General features: G+C 66.9%; 21 protein-coding genes and 1 riboswitch. Of the genes, 15 read left to right on the top strand and 6 right to left on the bottom strand.

Going from position 1 to position 22,928, the window contains the following annotated elements:
• Positions 1 to 36: 36 nt before the first annotated feature.
• Positions 37 to 516 (bottom strand): cupin domain-containing protein, encoded by a 480-nt coding sequence (locus QFZ23_RS07835; RefSeq protein ID WP_306921879.1) that lies wholly within the window; start codon positions 514 to 516, stop codon positions 37 to 39.
• 116 nt (positions 517 to 632) lie between these two features.
• Between QFZ23_RS07835 and QFZ23_RS07840 the strand changes: the two genes are divergently transcribed.
• Both QFZ23_RS07840 and QFZ23_RS07845 read left to right on the top strand, forming a co-directional pair.
• On the top strand, positions 633 to 1,145 hold the full coding sequence (locus tag QFZ23_RS07840; RefSeq protein ID WP_306921882.1) for a GNAT family N-acetyltransferase: 513 nt from the start codon (positions 633 to 635) through the stop codon (positions 1,143 to 1,145).
• 38 nt (positions 1,146 to 1,183) lie between these two features.
• Positions 1,184 to 1,567 (top strand): RidA family protein, encoded by a 384-nt coding sequence (locus QFZ23_RS07845; protein WP_003802026.1) that lies wholly within the window; start codon positions 1,184 to 1,186, stop codon positions 1,565 to 1,567.
• A 94-nt stretch (positions 1,568 to 1,661) separates the two neighbouring features.
• On the opposite strand, the gene QFZ23_RS07850 is transcribed toward QFZ23_RS07845, so the two are convergent.
• A complete protein-coding gene (locus QFZ23_RS07850; protein ID WP_306921884.1) occupies positions 1,662 to 2,324 on the bottom strand; it encodes a response regulator in 663 nt (220 codons plus the stop codon).
• 24 nt (positions 2,325 to 2,348) lie between these two features.
• Positions 2,349 to 4,082 (bottom strand): sensor histidine kinase, encoded by a 1,734-nt coding sequence (locus QFZ23_RS07855; protein WP_306921886.1) that lies wholly within the window; start codon positions 4,080 to 4,082, stop codon positions 2,349 to 2,351.
• Between the two features lie 195 nt (positions 4,083 to 4,277).
• Between QFZ23_RS07855 and QFZ23_RS07860 the strand changes: the two genes are divergently transcribed.
• The 4 genes from QFZ23_RS07860 (at position 4,278) to gatB (ending at position 9,359) form a co-directional block, all read left to right on the top strand.
• Entirely contained in the window at positions 4,278 to 5,756 is a 1,479-nt protein-coding gene (locus tag QFZ23_RS07860; RefSeq protein WP_306921888.1) for a CitMHS family transporter, read from the top strand.
• A gap of 220 nt (positions 5,757 to 5,976) precedes the next feature.
• Positions 5,977 to 6,273 (top strand): Asp-tRNA(Asn)/Glu-tRNA(Gln) amidotransferase subunit GatC, encoded by a 297-nt coding sequence (gene gatC / locus QFZ23_RS07865; RefSeq protein ID WP_003802035.1) that lies wholly within the window; start codon positions 5,977 to 5,979, stop codon positions 6,271 to 6,273.
• A gap of 3 nt (positions 6,274 to 6,276) precedes the next feature.
• Positions 6,277 to 7,860 (top strand): Asp-tRNA(Asn)/Glu-tRNA(Gln) amidotransferase subunit GatA, encoded by a 1,584-nt coding sequence (gene gatA / locus QFZ23_RS07870; protein ID WP_306921891.1) that lies wholly within the window; start codon positions 6,277 to 6,279, stop codon positions 7,858 to 7,860.
• The gene (gene gatB, locus QFZ23_RS07875; RefSeq protein ID WP_306926739.1) at positions 7,857 to 9,359 is read left to right on the top strand and encodes an Asp-tRNA(Asn)/Glu-tRNA(Gln) amidotransferase subunit GatB; all 1,503 of its coding nucleotides are present in this window, start codon (positions 7,857 to 7,859) and stop codon (positions 9,357 to 9,359) included. The genes gatA and gatB overlap by 4 nt, the downstream gene beginning before the upstream one ends.
• Positions 9,360 to 9,434: 75 nt before the next feature.
• Here gatB and QFZ23_RS07880 read toward each other — a convergent pair whose 3' ends face one another.
• A complete protein-coding gene (locus QFZ23_RS07880) occupies positions 9,435 to 10,343 on the bottom strand; it encodes a LysR family transcriptional regulator (RefSeq protein WP_306926742.1) in 909 nt (302 codons plus the stop codon).
• A 133-nt stretch (positions 10,344 to 10,476) separates the two neighbouring features.
• On the opposite strand from QFZ23_RS07880, the gene tdh reads away from it, so the two are divergent.
• The 5 genes from tdh to QFZ23_RS07905 all read left to right on the top strand — a co-directional run bounded on the left by tdh (position 10,477) and on the right by QFZ23_RS07905 (position 16,115).
• On the top strand, positions 10,477 to 11,523 hold the full coding sequence (gene tdh, locus QFZ23_RS07885; protein ID WP_306921893.1) for an L-threonine 3-dehydrogenase: 1,047 nt from the start codon (positions 10,477 to 10,479) through the stop codon (positions 11,521 to 11,523).
• 107 nt (positions 11,524 to 11,630) lie between these two features.
• Positions 11,631 to 12,845, top strand: a complete 1,215-nt coding sequence (locus QFZ23_RS07890; protein ID WP_306921895.1) for a glycine C-acetyltransferase — start codon at positions 11,631 to 11,633, stop codon at positions 12,843 to 12,845.
• 11 nt (positions 12,846 to 12,856) lie between these two features.
• Positions 12,857 to 13,993, top strand: a complete 1,137-nt coding sequence (locus tag QFZ23_RS07895; RefSeq protein ID WP_306921897.1) for an NAD(P)/FAD-dependent oxidoreductase — start codon at positions 12,857 to 12,859, stop codon at positions 13,991 to 13,993.
• An 11-nt stretch (positions 13,994 to 14,004) separates the two neighbouring features.
• Positions 14,005 to 15,216: an imidazolonepropionase gene (hutI, locus tag QFZ23_RS07900; protein ID WP_306921899.1), complete on the top strand. Its 1,212-nt coding sequence runs from the start codon at positions 14,005 to 14,007 to the stop codon at positions 15,214 to 15,216.
• A 110-nt stretch (positions 15,217 to 15,326) separates the two neighbouring features.
• On the top strand, positions 15,327 to 16,115 hold the full coding sequence (locus tag QFZ23_RS07905) for a DeoR/GlpR family DNA-binding transcription regulator (RefSeq protein ID WP_306921901.1): 789 nt from the start codon (positions 15,327 to 15,329) through the stop codon (positions 16,113 to 16,115).
• Positions 16,116 to 16,154: 39 nt separating this feature from the next.
• Here the strand turns inward: QFZ23_RS07905 and QFZ23_RS07910 are convergent, their stop codons facing one another.
• The gene (locus tag QFZ23_RS07910; RefSeq protein WP_306921902.1) at positions 16,155 to 16,835 is read right to left on the bottom strand and encodes a histidine phosphatase family protein; all 681 of its coding nucleotides are present in this window, start codon (positions 16,833 to 16,835) and stop codon (positions 16,155 to 16,157) included.
• Positions 16,836 to 16,921: 86 nt separating this feature from the next.
• On the opposite strand from QFZ23_RS07910, the gene QFZ23_RS07915 reads away from it, so the two are divergent.
• Positions 16,922 to 17,701 carry a CPBP family intramembrane glutamic endopeptidase gene (locus tag QFZ23_RS07915; protein WP_306921904.1) on the top strand — a complete coding sequence of 260 codons (780 nt, stop codon included), beginning with the start codon at positions 16,922 to 16,924 and terminating at the stop codon, positions 17,699 to 17,701.
• Positions 17,702 to 17,818: 117 nt separating this feature from the next.
• Here the strand turns inward: QFZ23_RS07915 and QFZ23_RS07920 are convergent, their stop codons facing one another.
• Positions 17,819 to 18,457 carry a VOC family protein gene (locus QFZ23_RS07920; protein ID WP_306921907.1) on the bottom strand — a complete coding sequence of 213 codons (639 nt, stop codon included), beginning with the start codon at positions 18,455 to 18,457 and terminating at the stop codon, positions 17,819 to 17,821.
• 313 nt (positions 18,458 to 18,770) lie between these two features.
• Positions 18,771 to 18,886, top strand: a riboswitch (SAM riboswitch).
• Positions 18,887 to 18,898: 12 nt separating this feature from the next.
• Between QFZ23_RS07920 and metX the strand changes: the two genes are divergently transcribed.
• From metX to QFZ23_RS07940, 3 genes are all read left to right on the top strand, one after another.
• Complete coding sequence (gene metX / locus QFZ23_RS07930; protein WP_306921908.1) at positions 18,899 to 20,071, top strand: homoserine O-acetyltransferase MetX; 1,173 nt, start codon at positions 18,899 to 18,901, stop codon at positions 20,069 to 20,071.
• Between the two features lie 214 nt (positions 20,072 to 20,285).
• Positions 20,286 to 21,668 (top strand): MFS transporter, encoded by a 1,383-nt coding sequence (locus QFZ23_RS07935; RefSeq protein WP_306921909.1) that lies wholly within the window; start codon positions 20,286 to 20,288, stop codon positions 21,666 to 21,668.
• A 108-nt stretch (positions 21,669 to 21,776) separates the two neighbouring features.
• A complete protein-coding gene (locus QFZ23_RS07940; RefSeq protein ID WP_306921911.1) occupies positions 21,777 to 22,913 on the top strand; it encodes an alcohol dehydrogenase catalytic domain-containing protein in 1,137 nt (378 codons plus the stop codon).
• Positions 22,914 to 22,928: the final 15 nt, after the last annotated feature.

Genomic DNA, 22,928 nt, shown 5'->3' on the forward strand with positions numbered 1-22,928 from the left:
CCGGGGCCCGGGCCGAATGCGGCCCGGGCGTGTGGTTCACATGCGCGGCGGAGTCAGGTTGTAGCGCGCAATGATGTCCGGCAGCCAGGGCGCCTCGGCGAAGCGCAGGCCGAAGTGGGCCGCGAGTTTCTCGATCGTATCGGGGTCCGGGAGCCCGGCTTCGATGTGGTTGGCAAGCCCCCAGAAGAAGTGCTCAAATCCGGCCGGGCTTATCACTTCGATCGTGCGTGCGGGCACCTTCCCCGCGTTCCACATGGTGTGCAGTTCATTCCGCGGCTTCGTGATGTAGCCGCCTGCACCAAGGACTGCCTCGCGGTCACCGGACCGGAACCCGATTTCGCCCTCGATGACGATCGAGTGCTCGTCTTCGCGGGTGTGAATGTACGGGGGCACCAGCGCGCCGACGGGGAGCGGGTGCTCCACAATGGAGAGCTGTTGGTTGGTGTCCTCGCCAAAGAGCTTGAACACGACGCCGATGCCGCCGAGCGGTGCTTCCCTGCCCTGTCCGGGCTGCACGACGGTAAGTCGTGGAGCCCCTTCCCCGTTCATGTGCTCAGGGCGGACCTGATAGTTCAGTCACGGAAACAGCTGTTTCGCGCGGCGCATCGGTCTCCCGGCACTACCATTGACGGGTGCAGCCGCAGATCACCGTCCGTCCCGCCGTCCCCGCCGACTTTGCGGCCATCGCCCGCATCACCCGGGACGCCTATCTGGCGGCCGGCTACTTCGAGACCGCGGACCATCCGTACATGAAGCAGATCCAGGATGTGGCCACCCGCGCAGACCGGGCCACCGTCTGGGTGGCGGAGCGCGCCGGCCAAATCGTCGGTTCGGTGACCCTGGCGCTGGCCGGCGAGAAGTATGCCGATATCGCGCTGGACGACGAGCTTGAGTTCCGCATGCTGGTAGTGGATCCGGCCGTGCAGCGCTGTGGCGCCGGACTGGCCATGGTCGAAGCGATCATTGCGCATGCCAGGTCGCTGGACGGGATCCGTGCCGTGGCACTAACGACCGGGGGAAACTGGGAAAGCGCCCACGGGCTGTACCGGAAAACAGGCTTCCGGCGGGTACCCGAGCGCGACTGGTATGTGCCCGGCACCGACATAAAGCTGCTGGTTTTCAGGCTTGACGTCCAGCCCGCCTAGAGTGGAGCCGACTTAAAACACCTAGTGAAAGGCGCAGCATGCGCAAGACGTTCGGCACCGGCTCGGTCTGGGAACAGAAGCTCGGCTACTCCCGCGCGGTCCAGGTGGACAACACGCTTTACATCTCGGCCACCTCGGCCAGCGGCGAGAACGGCATCGTCGGCAGCGACTTCTACGAGCAGACCCGGTTCATCCTGCAGAAGCTGGAGACCGTCCTGGCCGACGCCGGATTCGCGCTCGCCGACGTCGTGCAGTCCAAGCTGTACCTGACAGACATCAGCAAGTGGGAGGACGCCGGCCGTGCGCATGGCGAGGTCTTCGGCGAGATCCGCCCCACGCTGTCGCTGGTCCACGTGCTACCGTTCCTGGACCCGGAGATGCTCGTGGAGATCGAGCTCGTCGCGCAGAAGAGCGCCAGCTAACACACGGCACCCAGCACACCCCCCACAGAGCGCGAACGTACACTTGAGGCCCTTCCGCGGGGGCCTAAGTGTCCGTTCGCGCTTGGGGTGGGGGCTACTGCGGCGGGAGGCCGTAGCGGTGTTCGGGCCGGCCGGTGGTGCCGTAGCGGAGCTGGATTTCGACCGCGCCGTCGTCCGCCAGCGAGGACAGGTACCGCTGGGCGGTTGCCCGGGACACGCCAACGCGCCCTGCGACGTCGGCCGCCGAGTACTGCTCGCCGGGAATCAGCGACTCCAGCACCGCCGCCTCCGTCGCCGACCGCGGCTTGGCCGACGGCGAGACGTCACCTGGAATCAGCGCCCGCTTCGCCCGCTCCACGGTGTCCTGGTCAAGGGCGCCGGGCTGGCCGAGGATTCGCCGGTACCGGGCATAGGACCGCAGCTGCTGGGACAGGGATTCAGCAGTGAACGGCTTGAGCAGGTACCCGAGGGCGCCTCGCCGGAACGCCGTCCGCAGCGACGCGGCGTCCGACGCCGCACTGAGAATCATCGTATCCACGTCCAGCTGATGCAGGAGATCCAGGCCCGAGGCGTCCGGCAGGTACACGTCCAGCAGCACCAGGTCCGGGCGCAGGCTGTGGATGGACTGCAGCGCCAGCGATGCCGAACCCGCTGGCGGCAGCGCCAGGAACCCCGCAACCGAATCCACGTAGGCGGCATGGAGCTTGGCGACGTGGAAATCGTCATCCACGATCAGCACCCTGAAATCCTCAGACATCCTCGTCCTCCCGTCCGGTATCCATCAGTCTTTGCGCGCCGTGGTGGTGCCCGGCAGCGTGGCCATGAACACGGCGCCCGGGCCACCAACGTTCCCCGGCTCCAGCACCGTGACGTCGCCCCCGCGCCGCCGCGCCAGCTGCCGTGCGAGGGCCAGGCCCAGGCCCTGGCCGCCCCCGGCGCGGACCTGCCCCTGGAGGGCCCCGCCGCCCGCCGTCGTAAACCCCTCGGCGAACACCGCCTCCGGATTGCCGCCCACTGGCAGCCCGTCGCCGGAATCGGCGACGACGACGTGCAGGGTACCGCCGCCGTCGCCCGCCTCGTCCAGCAGCTCAAGCTCCACCCAGCGCTCGGCAGCCGTGCCGGCCACTGCCGCGTTGACCGCGTTGTCGATCAGGTTTCCGAGCACCGTCGTGACGTCCTGCGGTTCCGTCACCTGGCCCCGCACCAGGGTTTCCGGCCCGATCCGCAACGATACCCCCCGCTCATCGGCCTCCACGCCCTTGGCGCCGATGAAGGCCTGCAGATACGGGTCCTGCAACAGTTCGGCCTGGTCCACGGGGAACTTGAGCGGACCCGTGGCGGCGAGCCGCTCAAGGTAATTGCGCGCCTGCTGGTGCTGGCCGATGCTCATAAACCCGGCGATGGTGTGCAGCTGGTTGGCGAACTCATGCCGCTGAGCGCGCAGGGCTGTGGACATGGTTCCCACGGCGTCGAGCTGCCGGGTCAGGTGCTGGAGTTCGGTGCGGTCACGGAGCATGACCACCCAACCCAGGTCTTCGCGGCGGTGCAGTGCTTTCCGGGCGCTGGCGACGAGGACCTGTTCGCCCGCCACCAGTTCCACTGCCTCGCCCTCCCGGGCATCGGGCAGAGTCAGGGCCTTGAGCTGGGCTGGCACCGGGGCGTCCTGCCAGAGCTGGCCGGCGAGGTCGGGCTGACCGAGGAGGCGCTGGGCGGCGGCGTTGAACACGCTGATCCGGCCGTCGGCGGAGATGCCCACGACACCTTCATCCACACCCTCCAGGACCGCCACCTGATCATGCACCAGAGCGCCGATTTCCTCGGGTTCCAAGCCGAGCGTGAGCCGCTGCAGCCGGCGCCGGAGCAGGAACGAGGCCAGGACTCCTGCTGCCAGCGAGCCGGCCGCGGTCAGCACGATGGGCACGATGTCGCGGGCCAGGCTCTGCCCGATGGACTCAGTGGAATAGCCCACGCTCACCTCACCCACCACGGTCCCGGAGCCGGAACCGGAACCGGAACCGGAACCGGAACCTGTGCCGGGCGCGAACACGGGGACCTTCGCCCCCGCCGACGGACCCAGCGTGCCGGTGTTGCGGGTGGTCACCTCGCGGCCAGCAAGCGCCTCGGACGGGTCCGTACTTACGCGTTCGCCCAGCCGGTCGGCGTCGGGATGGGCCAGGCGGAGGCCCGTTTCGTCGGTGATCACCACGAACAGAGCGCCGGTGCGGGTACGGGCGCCCTCGGCCACCGCCATAAGTGGCCCGGTCTTCAGCTCTGCGGGCGGGGGAGTACCGGCCTGCCTGCTGATGGCCTGCACGTTCGCACGGACAGAAGGGTCCGAGGCCACGGTCCGGGCCAGCGTCAATGCCTGGTTTTCCGCCTCGCGGCCCAGTCGTTCGAACGTCAACCACGCATGCACCGCCCCGCTGAGGAGCACAACCAGGAGAACCACGCCAAGCTGCAGGAGCAGAGTCTGGGTGGAGAACCTGAGCGGAAGCCTGCCGGCGGGGCTCATCATGGCCCTCCTTCTGGGTTCAGCGGGCTGCAGGGTGGCTGGGGCTGGCAGCAGGGTGTTTGAGCAAAATGCGCAAAATGCTCCCAATAAGCAGTATGCCAATCAATTGAGCCAAAGGCACTGCCGTGACCGGGGCCACTCTAACGTCTGTAGTACGCATCACACCGGGGTGGTGCTGTTCACTAGAAGGAGCCGGCTGTGCTGGTATTACTTGGATTCGCCATGATCGCGGTTTTCATGGTGCTGATCATGACGAAGAAGTTGACGCCAGTGCTGGCGCTGATCATCGTCCCCACCATTTTCGGTCTTTTCGCAGGTGCCGGCCTCGGCATCGGCGACATGGTCATGGACTCAATGAAGTCCATGACCTCCACCGCAGCGCTGCTGATGTTCGCAATCATCTACTTCGGCCTGATGATCGACGTCGGGCTGTTCGATCCGCTGGTCCGGTTCATTCTGCGCAAGCTCGGCAATGACCCCGCCAAGGTGGTCCTGGGCACCGCCCTGCTGGCCGCTGCCGTATCCCTTGACGGCGACGGCTCCACCACCTTCATCCTCACCACCGCCGCCATGCTGCCGATCTACCTCCGGCTGAAGATGAGCCCCGTGGTCCTCACCTGCGTGGCCGGCCTGGCCAACGGCACCATGAACATCGTTCCCTGGGGCGGCCCCACGGCTCGCGCCGCCAGCGCCCTGAAGATCGACGTCAACGACGTCTTCGTTCCCATGATCCCGTCGCTGATCGCCGGCCTCGCCGTCGTGCTGGTCTTCGCCTGGGTCCTCGGCCTCCAGGAACGCAACCGCCTCCGTGCCACGCAGCCGGAGATCTGGGGAACGCCGGAAACTGCTGAAGCGTTCGACGGCGGCACTCCCGCCGGCAGCGGCCGCACCGGCCGCGGTGGTTCGGGCCGCGGTACCGCACCTGTTCCCGCAACGGGTGGCCCCGCCGTCGGCGGTGAAGGCTCCTCCGTCGCCGTGCTGGAACGCACCGAGACGCTGGTGGATGACAGCGACACCGCCATGGCGGATACCGCACTGGACCCCAACCGCGAGACGCTCCGTCCCAAGCTGCAGTGGTTCAACCTGGGCCTCACGGTCGCCGTCATGGGCATGCTCATCGCCGACCTCGTGCCCCTGCCCTACGTCTTCATGGTCGGCTCGGCCATCGCCCTGCTGGTGAACTTCCCCCACGTCAAGGACCAGGGCAAGCAGCTCGTGGCGCACGCCCCGTCGATCGTGGCTGTGGTCAGCATGGTCATGGCCGCCGCGGTCCTGACCGGCGTCTTGAAAGGCACCGGCATGGTTGAAGCCATGTCCGCGTGGCTGGTCCAGATCATCCCGTCCAGCATGGGCCCGCTCATGGCAGTCATCACGGGCGTCCTCAGCATCCCCATGACGTTCTTCATGAGCAACGACGCCTTCTACTTCGGCGTGCTGCCCGTCCTGAGCGAAACCGCCGCCCACTACGGCATCAGCGCCGCCGAGATGGCCCGTGCCTCCATCACCGGCCAGCCGTTCCACATGCAGAGCCCGCTGGTTCCCGCCATCCTGCTCCTGGTCTCCCTGGCCAAGGTAGACCTGGGCGACCACCACAAGAAGGTTCTCTGGAGGAGTGCAGTAGTAGCCCTCGTAATGCTCGGAGTGGCAATCCTGACCGGAGCAATCGGCATCCACTAGCCGCTCGCCGGCACCCTGACAAATAACAAGAAGAAAAGCAGAGTGCGGAATGATTTCCGCACTCTGCTTTCCTTTTATCTGGGCGAAAAGAGAGTAAGGAACGACGGCGGCACGCGGAGGACCGTCCGGCCTGAGGCCGGAAGGTGAGTAGCCGGAAGTCGGCAGGGCAACGTGACAGTAGACTAGTTCGGAAACCCATTCCGAACTTGCAGGGAGATCCATGGCTGCGATCAACCGTGACGACGTCGCGCACCTAGCGCGGCTCGCGCACATTGAGATGAGTGCTGAAGAGCTGGACAGGATGGCCGGCGAACTTGCCGTCATCGTAGACGCGGTGAAATCCGTGAGCGAGGCCGCAGGTGACGGCGTTCCGGCCACTTCGCACCCGATTCCGCTGAGCAACGTGTTCCGCGAGGACGAGGTGGGCCACACCTTCACCGCCGAGCAGGCACTCTCCGGCGCTCCGGACTCGGACGCAGACCGCTTCAAGGTCCCCGCAATCCTGGATGAGGACTAGAACATGACTGAAACCAACAGCACGGAACTCATCCGTCTTTCCGCGGCCCAGCTGGCCGCGAAGCTGGCCGCCGGTGAGGTCACCGCCGTCGAGGTCACCCAGGCGCACCTTGACCGTATCGCCGCCGTCGACGGGGGAGAGCGCGGCGTCAACGCGTTCCTGCACGTCAACACCGAGGAAGCGCTCGCTGTCGCGGCCGAGGTGGACGCCATCCGCGCCGCCGGCGGGCAGGCCGCCGAGGAACTGCATGAGCTGGCTGGTGTGCCCATCGCCGTCAAGGACCTCATCGTCACCATCGGCCAGCCCACCACGGCCGGTTCCAGGATTCTCGAAGGCTGGCACAGCCCGTACGACGCCACCGTCGTCAAGAAGTTGCGCGCAGCCAAGATGCCCATCCTGGGCAAGACCAACCTGGACGAGTTCGCCATGGGCTCCTCCACCGAGCACTCGGCGTTCGGCCCCACCCGCAACCCGTGGGACCTGGACCGCATCCCCGGCGGTTCGGGCGGCGGGTCCGCTGCCGCCGTCGCTGCCTTTGAGGCACCGTTGGCCCTGGGTACCGACACCGGCGGATCCATCCGGCAGCCCGGCGCCGTCACCGGCACCGTGGGCGTCAAGCCCACTTACGGCGGCGTGTCCCGCTATGGTGCTATCGCCATGGCGTCCTCGCTGGACCAGATCGGTCCCGTCTCCCGCACCGTCCTGGACTCGGCACTGCTGCAGCAGGTCATCGGCGGCCACGACCCGCATGACTCCACCTCCCTGCCGGACCCGCTGGGCGACCTCGTGGCCGCGGCACGGCTCGGCAACGTGGACGGCATGAAGATCGGCATCATCAAGGAGCTCCACGGCGAGGGCTACCAGGCCGGGGTCGAGAACCGCTTCAACGAATCGCTGGAGCTGCTGAAAGAGGCGGGTGCGGAGATCGTTGAGGTGTCCTGCCCCAACTTCCAGTACGCGCTGGGTGCCTACTACCTGATCATGCCGTCCGAGGCCTCCTCCAACCTGGCCAAGTTCGACGGCGTCCGCTACGGCCTGCGCGTGCTCCCCGAGGATCCGCCACTGACCATCGAGCGCGTCATGGGTGCCACCCGCGCCGCAGGGTTCGGTGACGAGGTCAAACGCCGCATCATCCTGGGCACGTACGCGCTGTCCGCCGGGTACTACGACGCCTACTACGGTTCCGCGCAGAAGGTCCGCACGCTCATCCAGCGTGACTTCGAGGCTGCCTTCGCCAAGGCCGACGTCCTGATTTCCCCCACGGCGCCCACCACGGCGTTCAAGCTGGGCGAGAAGCTGGATGACCCGCTGGCGATGTACCTCAACGACGTCGCCACCATCCCCGCCAACATGGCCGGCGTCCCCGGCCTCTCGCTGCCCGGCGGCCTGGCCGACGAGGACGGACTGCCTGTCGGCATCCAGCTGCTGGCACCGGCCCGCGAGGATGCCCGCCTTTACCGGGTGGGTGCTGTCCTGGAATCCCTGCTGGAAGCGAAGTGGGGCGGACCGCTGCTGGACAAGGCCCCTGCGTTGCCGGCCACTGTTTCCCTGGCTAACGCCCCGTCGAGCCACGGAGGTTCACACTGATGACTGACGCGATTCTGAGCTTCGAAGAAGCCATGGAGAAGTACGATCCCGTCCTGGGGTTCGAGGTGCACGTTGAACTCAACACCAAGACCAAGATGTTCTCCTCCGCGCCCAACGTGTTCGGCGACGAGCCCAACACCAACGTCAACGAGGTGGACCTGGGCATGCCCGGCGTCCTGCCGGTGGTGAACAAGACCGCGGTGGAGTCCTCCATCAAGATCGGCCTCGCGCTGAACTGCAAGATCGCCGAATCCTGCCGCTTTGCCCGGAAGAACTACTTCTACCCGGACACCCCCAAGAACTTCCAGACGTCCCAGTACGACGAGCCGATCGCGTATGACGGCTACCTGGACATCGAACTCGAGGACGGCACTGTGTTCCGTGTCGAGATCGAGCGCGCGCACATGGAGGAGGACGCCGGCAAGCTGACCCACCTCGGCGGCTCGGCGGGACGCATCCAAGGCGCGGAATACTCGCTCGTGGACTACAACCGTGCAGGCGTCCCGCTCGTGGAGATCGTCACCAAGCCGATCGAGGGCGCCGGTTCCCGCGCCCCCGAGCTCGCCAAGGCCTACGTCGCGGCGGTGCGTGAAATCGTCAAGAACCTCGGCGTCTCGGACGCCAAGATGGAGCGCGGCAACGTCCGCTGCGACGCCAACGTCTCGCTGCGCCCGCACGGCCGCGAACGCTTCGGTATCCGCTCCGAGACGAAGAACGTGAACTCGCTGCGCGCCGTCGAACACGCCGTCCGCTACGAGATCCAGCGGCACGCCGCCGTCCTGGACTCCGGCGAGCCCGTGATCCAGGAAACCCGCCACTGGCACGAGGACACGCGCACGACGACGTCGGGCCGGGAAAAGTCCGACGCCGACGATTACCGCTACTTCCCGGAGCCGGACCTGGTTCCCGTCGTTCCCTCCAGGGAATGGGTGGAAGAGCTCCGTGCGACCCTGCCCGAGCCGCCGGCCGAGCGCCGCAAGCGGCTGAAGCAGGACTGGGGCTACTCGGACCTGGAATTCCGCGACGTCGTCAACGCCGGCGTACTGGATGAGATCGAGGAAACCATCGCCGCCGGCGCCACGGCTTCAGTGGCCCGCAAATGGTGGATGGGCGAAATCGTGGGCCGCGCCAAGAACGCCGACGTCGACCCCGGCCAGCTGGGCGTCGAACCCGAAACCATCGTGGAACTGAGCCGCATGGTGGAGGCGGGCAAGATCAACAACAAGATGGCCTCCGCGGTGCTGGACGGCGTGCTCGCCGGCGAAGGCACCCCGGCCGAGGTCGTCGAGAAGCGCGGCCTGGCCGTGGTGTCGGACGACGGCCCGCTCCTGGAAGCCATCGACGCAGCCCTGGCCGCGCAGCCCGACGTGGCGGACAAGATCCGCGGCGGCAAGGTTCAGGCCATCGGTGCCATCGTCGGCGGCGTCATGAAGGCCACCCGTGGCCAGGCCGACGCCGGCCGTGTGCGCGAGCTGATCCTGGAGAAGCTCGGCGTCTGACCCCATTTCCCAACTGGGTCGCAGCTGCGGGGGTTCTGAGCGCTCAGAACGCCCTGTGCTGCGACCCAGTTGGGCTTAAGCGTGGCTGAGGCGGGCCATGATGTCCTGCAGCGCCTCGCACACCACCCGAACCGACGCGCGCTTGAGGTTTTCCGGGCGCGCCAGGATATCGATCCGCCGCCGGGTGCTGATCCCGTGCAGCGGCCGCAGCACGATGTCCGGATTCAGCACGGGCCGCGCTGTGTGCCGCGGCAGCAGGCCGATCACGCTTCCTGATGCCACCAGCGCGGCCACCGTGGAGTAGTCATTGATCCGGTGGACGATGTTCAGCTCCCGGCTGGACACCGCAGCGACGGCGGACAGCACGTCCGCGGGGGAGTAGCCAGCGCGGCTGGTCACCCAGGGTTCGCCGACGACGTCGGACGCCGTCAGCGCCGCCTGGCCCGCCAGGCGGTGACCAGCCGGCAGTGCCACGTCCAGCGGCTCATGGGCCAGCGGTATCACCGCCACCCTTTCCTCCGGCCACTTGGGGCTGTGGTCCATCCGGTGCGCCAGGACAAGGTCGTACCTCGCCGTCAGTGCGGGAAAATCCTGCTGGGCGACGTCCTCGTCGGAGAGCAGCACCTTCGGCTTGTCCGGCCCGTCCAGTAGCCGTGCCAGCGGCGCAAACAGCGCCTGCCCCGCACTGTGGAATCCGCTCACGGTCACCGGCGCCACCGTGGAACTGTGGTACGCACCGATCGCCATCCGCGCGTCGGCCATGGCACTGACGACGGCGGCGCCCGCGTCCGCGAGCACCTGGCCAGCCTCTGTGAGGACCAGGTTCCGGCCCTCCTTGCGGGTCAGCGGCACCTCGACGCTTTTCTGCAGCTGGGCGAGCTGCTGGGACACGGCCGAGGGCGTGACGAGCAGGGTATCGGCCACAGCCTTGACGCTTCCCAGCGCGCCAAGCTCCCGCAGCATTTCGAGCTGGTGGATTTCCATGCGCTCCATCTTATTCCTTAGCAATTCCTTAATCGTCGATTGAGAAAATTCCCCTTGTGCTAACGGGTCGAAGGTGGCTCTAATGAAGGGAGATTTCCCCGCATGCCACCGCATGCCGAACGTAAGGAAGCCAATGAAGGCCCTCTACAAGGCCGGCGCACATGCCGGGTTTGAACTGACCGACCGCCCGGAACCCGAGGCGGGACCCGGCGAGGTCAAGATCCGCGTGCTGACCACCGGCATCTGCGGGACTGATTTGCACATCCAGTCCTGGGACGCCTGGGCGCAGGGCATCATCGAGGCCCCGCTGATCGCCGGTCACGAGTTCTACGGCGAGGTGGTGGCCACCGGCGGGGACGTGCGCTACGTCAAAGTGGGCGACCGTGTGTCCGGCGAAGGCCACATCGTCTGCGGGATCTGCCGCAACTGCCGCGCCGGCCGCCGGCAGATGTGCATCCACACGGTCAGCGTGGGCGTGCAGCGGGACGGGGCGTTCGCCGAATACGTGGTCATCCCCGAGACGAACGTCTGGGTGCACCAGGACCCGTCCGTCACGCCCGAGCTCGGCGCCATCTTTGACCCTTTCGGCAACGCCGTGCACACCGCCCTGAGTTTCCCGCTGGTGGGTGAGGACGTGCTGATCACCGGCGCTGGGCCGATCGGCCTCATGGCCATCGCCGTGGCCCGCCATGCCGGCGCCCGCAAGATCGCCATCACCGACGTTTCGGCCCCGAGGCTCGAGCTTGCCCGGCAGCTCGGCGTGGACCTCGCCATCGACGTTTCCAAGACGCGGGTCCGGGAAGCGCAGCGGGAGCTGGGGATGCGCGAAGGCTTCGACATCGGACTGGAAATGTCCGGCCACCCTACGGCGCTGCCGGAGATGATCGACAACATGAACCACGGCGGACGCATCGCCATGCTGGGGCTTCCCAGCCAGTCCATCAACATCGACTGGGGCAAGGTGGTCACGCACATGCTCACCCTGAAGGGCATCTACGGCCGCGAGATGTACGAGACCTGGTACGCCATGAGTGCCATGTTGTCCTCCAACCCTGCGCTGCACGCCAGCATCTCCGCAGTGGTCACGGACGTGCTGCCTGCCAGCCAGTGGGAGAAGGGCTTCGAAATCGCGAAGGCAGGCGTCGGCGGCAAGGTCGTGCTCGACTGGTCGGAAATTTGAGCGGCGCCCGAAACCAGACGGCGCCCGAAGCCTGGCCGCGCACCAATCCTGACGCCGCCATCGCCACCAATAGAGTCTTTAACTGTCCCAGCCGAGGAGAATCCGCCATGTATTCAGCCATCAAGAACCAGCTCCGCGCCGAGCTCGACGACATCCGCGCCGCGGGTCTCTACAAGACCGAGCGGCATATCGACTCCGCTCAGGCCAGCCACATCACAGCCGGGCAGATCGGTGAGGCCGGCTCGCCCGTCCTGAACTTCTGCGCCAACAACTACCTCGGCCTGGCCGACCACCCGGACATCATCGCTGCGGCCAAGTCCGCCATGGACGATCGCGGTTTCGGCATGGCCAGTGTCCGCTTCATCTGCGGCACCCAGGACCTCCACCTCGAACTCGAAGCCAGGGTCTCAAAGTTCCTGGGCACGGAGGACACCATCCTGTTCTCCAGCTGCTTCGACGCCAACGGCGGCGTTTTCGAATCCCTCTTCGGCCCGGAGGACGCCATCATCTCCGACGCCCTGAACCACGCATCGATCATCGACGGGATCCGGCTCTGCAAGGCGCAGCGGTTCCGGTATGCCAACCAGGACATGGCTGACCTGGAGGCGAAACTCGTGAAGGCCAAGGATGCCCGGCGGAAGATCATCGTCACCGACGGCGTCTTCTCCATGGACGGCTACCTGGCCCCGCTGGAGGCCATTTGCGACCTCGCCGAGAAGCACGACGCCCTGGTGATGGTGGACGACTCCCACGCCGTCGGGTTCATGGGCGCCACCGGAGCCGGAACCCCCGAGCACGCGGGCGTCTCCGACCGGGTGGACATCTTCACCGGCACCTTCGGCAAGGCGCTGGGCGGCGCCTCGGGCGGCTACGTGTCCGGCCGCGGCGAAGTGGTGGCGATGCTCCGGCAGAAGGCCCGCCCCTACCTCTTCTCCAACTCCCTCGCGCCAGCCATCGTGGCAGCCACCATTAAAGCACTGGAGCTCGTGCAGACATCCGGGGAGCTGCGGGACAGGCTGTTCCGGAACGCGGAGCTGTTCCGCCGCCGGATGACGGAGGAAGGCTTCGAACTGCTCGACGGCGAGCACGCCATTGTGCCTGTCATGTTCGGCGACGCCGTGCTGGCAGCAAAGGTGGCCGACCAGATGCTCCAGCACGGCGTCTACGTCACCGCCTTCAGCTTCCCCGTAGTGCCGCGCGGCGCCGCCCGCATCCGCGTCCAGCTGTCCGCCGCGCACAGCGCCGACGACGTCGAGACCTGCGTCCAGGCGTTCGTCAAGAGCCGGGACGCGGTGACTGCATCAGGTTCAGGCCATCTGTAAAGATTGAGCCCATGGCATCAACCTATGACGTGGTCATTGTGGGCGGCGGGATAGCGGGTCTGTCGCTGGCCTCCGCGCTGGCGGGCAAATGCACTGTTGCCCTCGTGGAGGCAGAGCAGCGGCTGGCATACCACTCGTCCTCGCGCTCGGCCCGGCAGCTCATCCCGAGCTACGGTCCACCAGTGGTCCAGGAACTCACCGTCCGCACCCTGGAGCTGATCGCGGCGGACGACGCCGAACAGCCCCAGCCCGTGCTGTCACCGCGGAGCTTCCTGCTCATCGGGGACCAAGAGACGGTGCGGGCCGAGGCCAGCGGCGAGATGCGCCTGATCAGCCATGGGGAAGCGCTCGGGTTATGCCCGGCCCTGAAACCGGAGTCCTTCTCCGCCGCCGGCCTGGACACCGGGTCCTTCGGGTGCGACGCCCCGGTGCTGCTGGAAAGGCACCGGGCGCGTGCCGAAGCTGCCGGAGTGGACATCATCACCGGCGCCCGCGTCCACTCCGCCCAGCGGATGGGGTCGGGCTGGGAGATCGGCGCCGGGCAGGAAGGCTTCTCCGCCGGCGTTCTGGTCAACGCGGCCGGTGCCTGGGCGGACGAGCTGGCGGTGCTGAGCGGCGTCGAGAAGATCGGCCTGCAGCCGTACCGGCGCACGGCGGCAATTGTCGGCGTCGCCCACCCGCTGCCGGAGGGCAGCCCCATGGTGGCAGCTGCCGACGACTCCTTCTACTTCCGCAGGGAAGGCAGCGACGTGCTGATCTCGCCGTCGGAACACGTGGCCAGTCCGGCGGAGGATGCACGACCCCGTCCCGGGGACGTGGAGCGGCTCATCTCCCGGCTCAATACGCTGACGACGCTGGGGATCGGCCCCGTCCGGACGGCCTGGACGGGCCTGCGCACCGAGGCGGCCGACGGCGTCCCGGTAGTGGGGTTCGACGCCGAGGCCCGCGGGTTCTTCTGGCTCGCCGGCCAGGGCGGCTACGGTTTCCAGACGTCGTCCGGTATCGCGGAACTGGCCGCTGCCCAGATCCTGGCGAGTCCGGATGCCAGTCCCGGGAGGGAAGGCAGTGCCGGACGGGACATGGGTGCCGGTCCGGTATCCCAGACGGCGGATGCGCTGGCTGCGACGCGCTGGTCCATCCGGCGCTGAAGAATGGATCCATGAGCACCCTGATCACCAACATTGCCGAACTGATGACCCAGGACGCGGAGCACCGTGTCCTCAAGGACGCGGCCGTGGTGATCGAGGGCGAACGGATCTCCTGGATTGGCCAGGCATCGGCCGCCCCGGCGGCCGACGAGGCCTTCGATGCGGGCGGCCGGGCCGTGCTGCCCGGCTGGGTGGACTCCCACACGCACCTGATTTTCGCCGGGGATCGGACGGCGGAGTTCGAGGCGCGGATGGCGGGGGAGGAGTACAGCGCCGGTGGCATCGCCGTCACGACTGAAGCCACCCGGAACACCGGCGACTACGACCTCACGCGGCTGGCGCAGGGGCGCGTCGCCGAAGCGGTATCGCAAGGCACGACGTACCTGGAGACGAAAACCGGTTACGGTCTGGACGTCGAGCAGGAGGCCAGGAGTGCCCGGATCGCCTCGACGGTGGCGGACGAGGTCACCTACCTGGGCGCCCACCTGGTGCCGGCCGGGGTTGACGCGGATGAGTATACCAAACTTGCCTGCGGCCCCATGCTGGACGCCGCCCGCCCCTACGTCCGCTGGGCCGACGTGTTCTGCGAACGGGGAGCCTTTTCGGAGGAGCAGTCCCGCACCGTGCTGCAGGCCTGCCGTGACGCCGGGCTGGGGCTGCGGGTGCACGGCAACCAGCTGGGGCACGGCCCCGGCGTCCGCCTCGCGGTGGAGTTCGGCGCAGCGAGCGTGGACCACGTCAACTATCTCTCGGAGCAGGACATCGCCAGCCTCGCCGGCGGCTGGTCCGGCTGGGACGCCGCTGCGGGAACAGGCGTGCGGGGAACGGTGGCCACCTGCCTGCCGGCTTGCGACCTTTCCACCCGCCAGCCGCTGGCGCCCGGCCGGCAGCTGCTGGATGCCGGCGTGCCCGTGGCGCTCGCGTCCAACTGCAATCCCGGCACGTCCTACACGAGTTCCATGGCATTCTGTGTCACCACTGCCGTCCTTCAGATGGGCCTGAGTGTCCATGAGGCCGTCCGGGCGGCGACGTACGGCGGCGCCCTGGCGCTGCAGCGCGAGGCCGGTAAGGACGTCGACGGCGAACGCGCGGTGGGCTCCATCGCCGTCGGTCACCGGGCGGACCTGCAACTCCTCAACGCCCCGTCCGCCACCCACCTCGCCTACCGGCCCGGCATGCCGCTCACCCACGCAGTGTGGCGCGCAGGGGTGCGGGCACGGTAGTGTCAGCCGGGGCCACCAGACGCGACCGGTGACGCAATCTGATCATTAGGGGTTTGATACAATCAAAAAGCGTCATTTCTTGGTGACGTTTTAGATCTGAAAGGCCCTGCATGACCCGCACCGACCGACTGACGGCCATCCTTGATCTCCTTGCCGAAACCGGCCAGGTGGAAGTCGAGGAGATCGTCACCCGGCTCGGCGTATCGCCGGCGACTGCACGGCGGGACCTGGACAGCCTGGCCAAGCGGCGGCTGCTGACACGAACCCGCGGCGGTGCCACCACCGGCGCCCTGGCCTACGACCTTCCCGGCAGGTACAACCGGGACGACCACGCCGTGGCCAAGCAGGAGATCGCGCTGGCCGCCTCGGCACTCATCGCCCCGGGCATGGTGATCGGGCTCTGCGGCGGCACCACGAGCACCGCCCTGGCGCAGATTCTGGCCACCCGCGAAGACCTCAACTCGCCGTCGAACCAGCCCACCCTCACGGTGGTCACCAACGCGATCAACATCGCCTCGCAGCTTGCCGTCCGGCCCAACATCAAGGTGATGGTGACAGGGGGCATCCTCAACACGCGGTCCTATGAGCTCGTGGGTCCGTACACGGACATCATCATGCAGAAGGTAGTGCTGGACATCGCCTTCATCGGGGTCAACGGCGTCGACGCCGAGGTGGGGCCCACCAACACCGGCGAGGCCGAGGCAACAGTCAATGCGCTGCTGGCCAGCCGGGCCAGCGTTTCCTACGTGATCGCGGATTCCTCGAAGGTGGGCCGCCGGGCGTTCGCCACCATGGACGGCTACAACTTCACCCGGCTCATCACCGACTCAGGCATTTCGGCCGCAGACAAGGCCGCATTCGAAGCGCGCGGCACCGAAGTGATCGTGGCCGGCACCTAGCTAAGAACACGGTGCCGAAACGCACCCATGCTAGCGCGCCTAGAAGATCACCGGCGGGGCGTCCAACACGGTTTCGTCCACCCTCCGGTCCACCCACTGTGTGAAGGGCTTGTCGAGTTCGTACTTGCCCAGGCTGTTGCGCACCAGCATCCGGATTTCGGCGTTTTCGGGGTTATTCAGCGACTCGAAGTACTCCACCGACCAGTGGAACCAGCGCATGCAGAACAGGCGCATGGTCAGCCCGTGCGTGACCAGCAGGGCGTTGGGGGAGTAATCCGGCTTGGACCAGTGCCGGTACAGGGTTTCCATGAAGGAGGAAATCCGGTCGTAGACGTCCGAGCCCGACTCGCCCTCCCGGAAGCGGTAGAAGAAGTGGCCGTAGGCGTTGCGGAGTTCCTTCTGGTCCTCGATGTCGCCTGAGATTTGGAAGTTGGCCCAGTCCTGCTCGCGTAGCCGCGGCTCCTCAATCACCCGCTCCGTCAGGGAGCCAAGGTTCAGCGCCTCGAGGGTCTGGTAGGCGCGCAGGTACGGAGAGACGTAGACGCTCACCTGCCGTCCGTCCAGCTCGCGGCGGATGCGCTCCCCGGCGGCCTTCGCCTGCTCCAGCCCGAGCTCCGTCAGCGGAATCCGGTAGTCGGGAACCCTGTTGTAGATGGAGGTATCCGCGTTGGCCGCCGACTGGCCGTGCCGGATCATGATGATTTTCCCGGGAGCGCTCATAGTTCCCCAGCATAGGGTCAGCCCGCGGCCCGATAGGAACCGGCCGCTGACAGGAAAGTATCAGCAGGTGCAGGCAAGATAGGAACATGTTGGTTCCCTCCCGCCGTCGGCTGCGGTTTGAAGTGTGGATTGTCCTTGGGTTGTCGCTGGGGCAGTCCGCCGTCTATTCCGTGGTGCAGCTGCTGGACAAGATGACCCGGGCACCGCTGGCGCAGGGGACGTCCACGCTGAACAGGTCGCAAAGTACCCGCGAGTACTTCGACCTGACCTACCAGCTGCTGGACATCATCTTCGCCCTGGTGCCGGTCCTGCTGGTGATCTACTTCATGACAGACCAGCGCCAGGCGAAGTCCGGGTCCGGTCACGACGCCGGCTCCGCGTTCCAGAAGCTGGGATTCAACTTTGCACGGCCCGGAAAGGACCTGCTGCAGGGGCTCGGTCTGGCGGCCCTGATCGGCATCCCGTCGCTCGGCCTGTACACCGCCGGGCGTGCCCTGGGCATTACGACGGCGATCATCCCCAGCGGCCTGGACGCTTACTGGTGGACAGTGCCCGTGCTGATCCTGTCCGCCATGCGCCACGCGATCGTGGAGGAAGTCATTGTGGTGGGCTACCTGCTGGACCGGTTCTCCAAGTTCGGCTGGTCCATGCCCCTGGCGATCTTTGCCTCTTCAATGCTTCGCGGCAGCTACCACCTCTACCAGGGCTTCGGGCCCTTCATTGGAAACGCCATCATGGGCGTGGTCTTCGCCTGGGTCTACACCAAAACCCGCCGGGTGATGCCGCTCGTCGTCGCGCACGCCCTGCTGGACATTGTCGCGTTCGTCGGGTTCAGCCTGTTCGGCAAGACTGTCGGGCTCGGCTAGTGAGCCCGGGCCAGACGTCCTGGGCTGGGAACGCCGTTAAAAATGATCCGGCCGCCATCGGCGGGTGACGTCGTTGGCACCCGCTGATGGCGGCCGGAGTAAAGGGCAGAAAGTGCGTCAGATGGTGACGGCGCCCGCTGCGGTTTCGAACGTGACGGAGAGGATTCCCGGCGTACCGTGCGGGGCCACCCAGTTCACTGCGACATCCTCAAGCGGCCGTTCGACGGGCTCGCCGAGCCACTCGGTCACGCGCTCGGCAGAGCCCGCAATCGTGAGGCTGGACATCTTCACATTGCTGTCATAGGCGTTGGACGGGTGCAGTCCCGGATCGCCCTCCCACTTCAGCATGTACGGAACCTGCGGGTCCGCGATCAGGCCCAGGATGCCAATCTGCTTCCAGACCAGCTCCCGGCCGTCCGGGAACTTGCGGTTGCCGTTGACGGCGGCGCGGCCAAGGCGCTCCTCGAACGGGGCGAGGTCGTCAACTTCGACGCACCAGCCCATCCAGCCGCCGCCCGCTGCGGACCGGGCCCGGACGGCCTGGCCGAACGGCGCCTTGTCCGACGCCGGGTGGTCCAGGACCTCAACAACCTCAAGGTACTTGTGGCCGGCCAGCGGAATAATCATGTTCCGGGTCCCAAACCGGGGGTGCACTCCGCCCTTAACGGCTTCGACGCCGAGGGCAGAGGAGATACGTTCGGTGGTGGCCGCGAGGCCATCGTGTTCACAGGCGTAAGAGACGTGATCCATGCGCATGCCCTCATCTTGGCACTTTGTGACGGGGCTCTCAGCTTAGGGTCGCCTAACTATGCGAAAAGTCCATACTTTGACCAAGTTCGTCACAAAGCTGTGCGCATAACAGGGCCGGCGCCGAGGCAGGCAGCGCTTCGTGGATGCCCTGGAGCTGCACTCCCACGTGGCGACCATCGGTGACGTGCGCTCCCTCGTCGTCCACCCGGCGTCGACCACGCACAGCCAGCTGCCTCCGGAGCAGCAGGGGCGGGCCGGGAGTCACACAGCCGTCACATTCTTCGCGCAGATGTCCGACTGTTTCGTAAACTGGGCAACAGGTCATGAGTGCCAGCGACAGCCCCGGCTTGCTGGCCGGCAACCCTCCTTCCGCGGTGGGGTGCCCCGGGTGAAGACCTGGCCTGCCGGACAGCTGCCGGCGGGCAAGCGCGTAGAAGAGGTTTACCTATGACGATTTCTGTCAGCAGCACCGACTTTCCCGCCGCCGGGGCTCCGCACGGTCCGGCTTTGAACGGCACCGTTCCCGGCGGCACAAATCAGGATGGCACAGTCCGGTACCTCAAAATCGGCAGCCTGGAACTCGAGGCCGGAGGCTTCCTGCCGGACGTGACACTGGCCTACGAATCCTGGGGAACGCTCAACGAGGACGGTTCCAACGCCATCCTCGTCCAGCATGCCCTCACCGGCAGCACGCACGTGACGCGGGGTGCCGGGAACGAGGAGGGCTGGTGGGAACAGCTCGCCGGGCCCGGCGCGCCGGCGGACACTGACAGGTTCTTTGTCATTTCCATCAACATCCTTGGCGGCTGTTACGGGTCCACGGGACCGTCGTCGACCGCTCCGGACGGCAAGCCCTGGGGTTCGCGCTTTCCGCTGGTCACGCTCAGGGACTCCACCATCGCCGAGGCGAGGCTCGCCGACCGGCTCGGCATCAGCAGCTGGCACGCAGTGGTGGGCGGATCCATGGGTGGGGCCCGCGCCCTCGAATGGGCGGTGACTTTCCCGGAGCGGGTGCGCCGCTGCGGTGTCATCTCCGTCGGTGCCAGGAGCACGGCTGAACAAATCGCCTTCGCCCAGGCGCAGACTCTTGCCATCCGGCAGGACCGCCATTTCAACGGCGGCGACTACTACGGCGGGCCGGAACCCGCGGAGGGCCTGGCGCTCGCGCGGCGGATCGCGCACATCACCTACCGGTCTGCCTACGAACTCGATTTCCGCTTCGGCAGGAACGCCCAGGCCGCTGAAGAGCCGCTGCAGGCCGAGGCCCTGACGGGCCGCGGCCGGTACCAGGTGGAGAGCTACCTCGACCACCAGGGCAACAAGCTGGTCCGGCGCTTCGACGCCAACAGCTACATCGCCCTGACGGAAGCACTCATGAGCCATGACGTCACCCGGGGGCGGGGAACGCTCAAGGAAGCCCTAGCACGGGCCTCCGCAGACTTCTTCGTGGCCGCCGTGGAAACGGACCGGCTGTACTTTCCCGCCCAGTCGCTGGAACTCGCCGAGGCCCTGCCCGGGAACGTGGATGTCCACATGATCGATTCGCCGATCGGCCACGACGGATTCCTTACGGAGATCGGTCAGCTGAACGCCCAGCTCAGGGCTCACCTCCTCAACTGACGCGTGCGCCGCCCGGGCGGCCGGAAGCCGGCCGTATCGTGGCAATGCCGGTGCCTCCATGTGCATTTATGCAGATGTGCCCTGCACTATTTGGCGTTGAGCTTGCGTCTTCGGCAGACCATACTCGTTGAATCCGGCGTTCGTGGTGCGCATCACACCCTTTCGCCATCGACTGGTCCCCGTGGTGTCGAGGAAGACGCCGAAGGAGTTCGCAATGAGTACGGAAAGCTCCGCCGCAAGGCGCACAGAGGAAACCGATATCAAGGCCTCAGGCCTCAAGAAAGTTGTCACGGCGTCCATGGCCGGCACCGTGGTGGAGTGGTACGAGTTCTTCCTTTACGCTTCGGCTGCCACCCTGGTCTTTGGCAAGGCCTTCTTCCCCAACGCCGGCACGGAGCTGGACGGCATCATCGCCGCCTTCCTCACGTACGCCGTCGGCTTCGTTGCCCGCCCGATCGGCGGCATCGTCTTCGGCCACTTCGGCGACAAGTTCGGCCGCAAGCAGCTGCTGCAGCTGAGCATCATCCTGGTCGGTGTTTCCACCTTCCTTATGGGCTGCCTGCCGACCTTCCAGCAGATCGGCTACTCGGCGCCCGCGCTCCTGGTCTTCCTGCGGTTCGCCCAGGGTTTCGCCGTCGGCGGCGAATGGGGCGGCGCGGTTCTCCTCGTCGCAGAGCACAGCCCCAGCAAGTCCCGCGGCTTCTGGGCCAGCTGGCCGCAGTCCGCCGTGCCCATGGGCAACCTGCTCGCCACGGCCGTGCTGTTCATCCTGTCCTCCACCCTGACCCAGGAAGCGTTCCTCGGCTGGGGCTGGCGCGTGGCGTTCTGGCTCTCCGCGGTGATCGTGGTGATCGGCTACTACATCCGCACCAAGGTCAACGACGCCCCGATCTTCCTCGAAGCCCGCAAGGAAGTCGAGGCCGGGCACAAGGGGTACGGCGTTGCCGAGGTCTTCAGGCGCTACCCGCGCGGCGTTTTCACCGCCATGGGCCTGCGCTTTGCAGAGAACATCCTCTACTACCTCGTGGTGACGTTCTCCATCACCTACCTCAAGACGGTGGTCCAGGCCGACACGACGCGGATCCTGCTGCTGCTTCTGCTCGCCCACGCCGTGCACTTTGCCGCCGTTCCGCTGGTGGGCAAGCTGTCCGACCGCTTCGGCCGCAAGCCTGTCTACATGGCCGGCGCCATCCTGGGTGCCACGTGGGGCTTCTTCGCCTTCCCGATGATGGACACCAAGAATGACGTGATCATCCTGGCGTCCATCATGATCGGCCTGCTGTTCCACGCACTCATGTACGCCGGCCAGCCGGCGATCATGGCGGAAATGTTCCCCACCCGGATGCGCTACTCCGGCGTCTCGCTGGGCTACCAGGTGACCTCCATCGTTGCCGGTTCGCTGGCCCCGATCATCGCCGCGTCGCTCCTGGGCACCTACAAGTCCTCCGTTCCGGTGGCCATCTACCTGCTGATTGCCTGCGCCATCACCGCCGTTGCCGTGTTCTTCCTGAAGGAAACCCGCGGCATTTCGCTCCACGACGTGGACGCGGCCGACGCCCAGGGCACTGCCGACCTGCTCGCAGCCGGCAAGAAATAGACCCGGCTTTATCGCCGACCCTGACGCTGACGAGCATTCAGCCGCTGCCCGGACCCGCCACCCATGCGGGGCCGGGCAGTTGCCCGTTCACCGAGACGAAGGATTTCCATGAAAGCAGCAGTCCTCTACTCCACCGTCCCCGGCACCGGAACTGCGTCGCAGAAGCCCGGCTACACGGACGCCCGGCCCCTGGTGGTGCAGGAGCTGGACCGGCCGGAGCCGCGCGCCGGCGAGCTGGGCGTTGCCATCACCTACTCCAGCCTGTGCCATTCGGACCTTTCGGTGGTGGACGGTTCGCGCGTCCGGCCCCTGCCCATGGCACTGGGCCACGAGGCGGTGGGGCGGGTCGTGTCTGTGGGCGACGGCGTCTCCGGCGTGTCGGTCGGCGACCACGTGGTGCTGGTCTTCGTGCCCAGCTGCGGGGACTGCCGCGCCTGCCGGTCCGGCCGTCCCGCGCTCTGCCACCGGGCGGCCGAGGTCAACGGCTCCGGCGACCTGCTCCACGGTGAGGCGCTGCTGCGGACGCCGGCAGGGGAGCGGATCAACCACCACCTGGGCGTCTCGGCTTTTGCCGATTACGCCGTGGTGGCCCGGGAGTCGGTGGTGGTGATTGACGACGACGTCCCGGACACCGTCGCGGCGATGTTCGGTTGCGCCGTGCTCACCGGCATGGGAGCTGTGCTCAACACCGCGGCTGTCACGGCCGGCCAGTCGGTGGCCGTGTTTGGTCTCGGGGCCGTTGGCCTTTCGAGCGTCATGGCCGCCTCCCTCGCCGGGGCAGGCAGTGTGATTGCCGTCGATCCCAATCCGGGCAAGCACCAGCTCGCCCTCGACTGCGGCGCCACCGCCGTGGGGACGCCCGAGGACGCGGCCAGACTCATCGCGGAAGCCGCCGGCGACGGGGTCGATGTCGCCATCGAAGCGGTTGGCTCGGCCGGTGTGATTGCCGCGTGCCTCGGGCATGTGACCCGAGGCGGCGCCGTGGTCTCGGTCGGTCTGCCCCATCCGTCAGCCGAGCTGACGGTGCCGGCGCTGCAGTTCGCCGGAGCCGGCAAACGCCTGCTCGGTTCGTACATGGGCGACGCCATTCCCGGGCGGGATATCCCGCTTTACCTGGGGTATTGGCGGGAGGGCAGGTTGCCGGTCGAGCTGCTGCACACCGACACCAGGCCGCTCGCCGAGATCAACGAGGGGCTGGATGCGTTGGCGTCAGGGCAAGTTGTGCGGCGCCTGTTCAAGGCCTGACGGCTGGCTCACGGC

The organism is Arthrobacter globiformis (assembly GCF_030818015.1).
GTDB lineage: Bacteria > Actinomycetota > Actinomycetes > Actinomycetales > Micrococcaceae > Arthrobacter > Arthrobacter globiformis_C.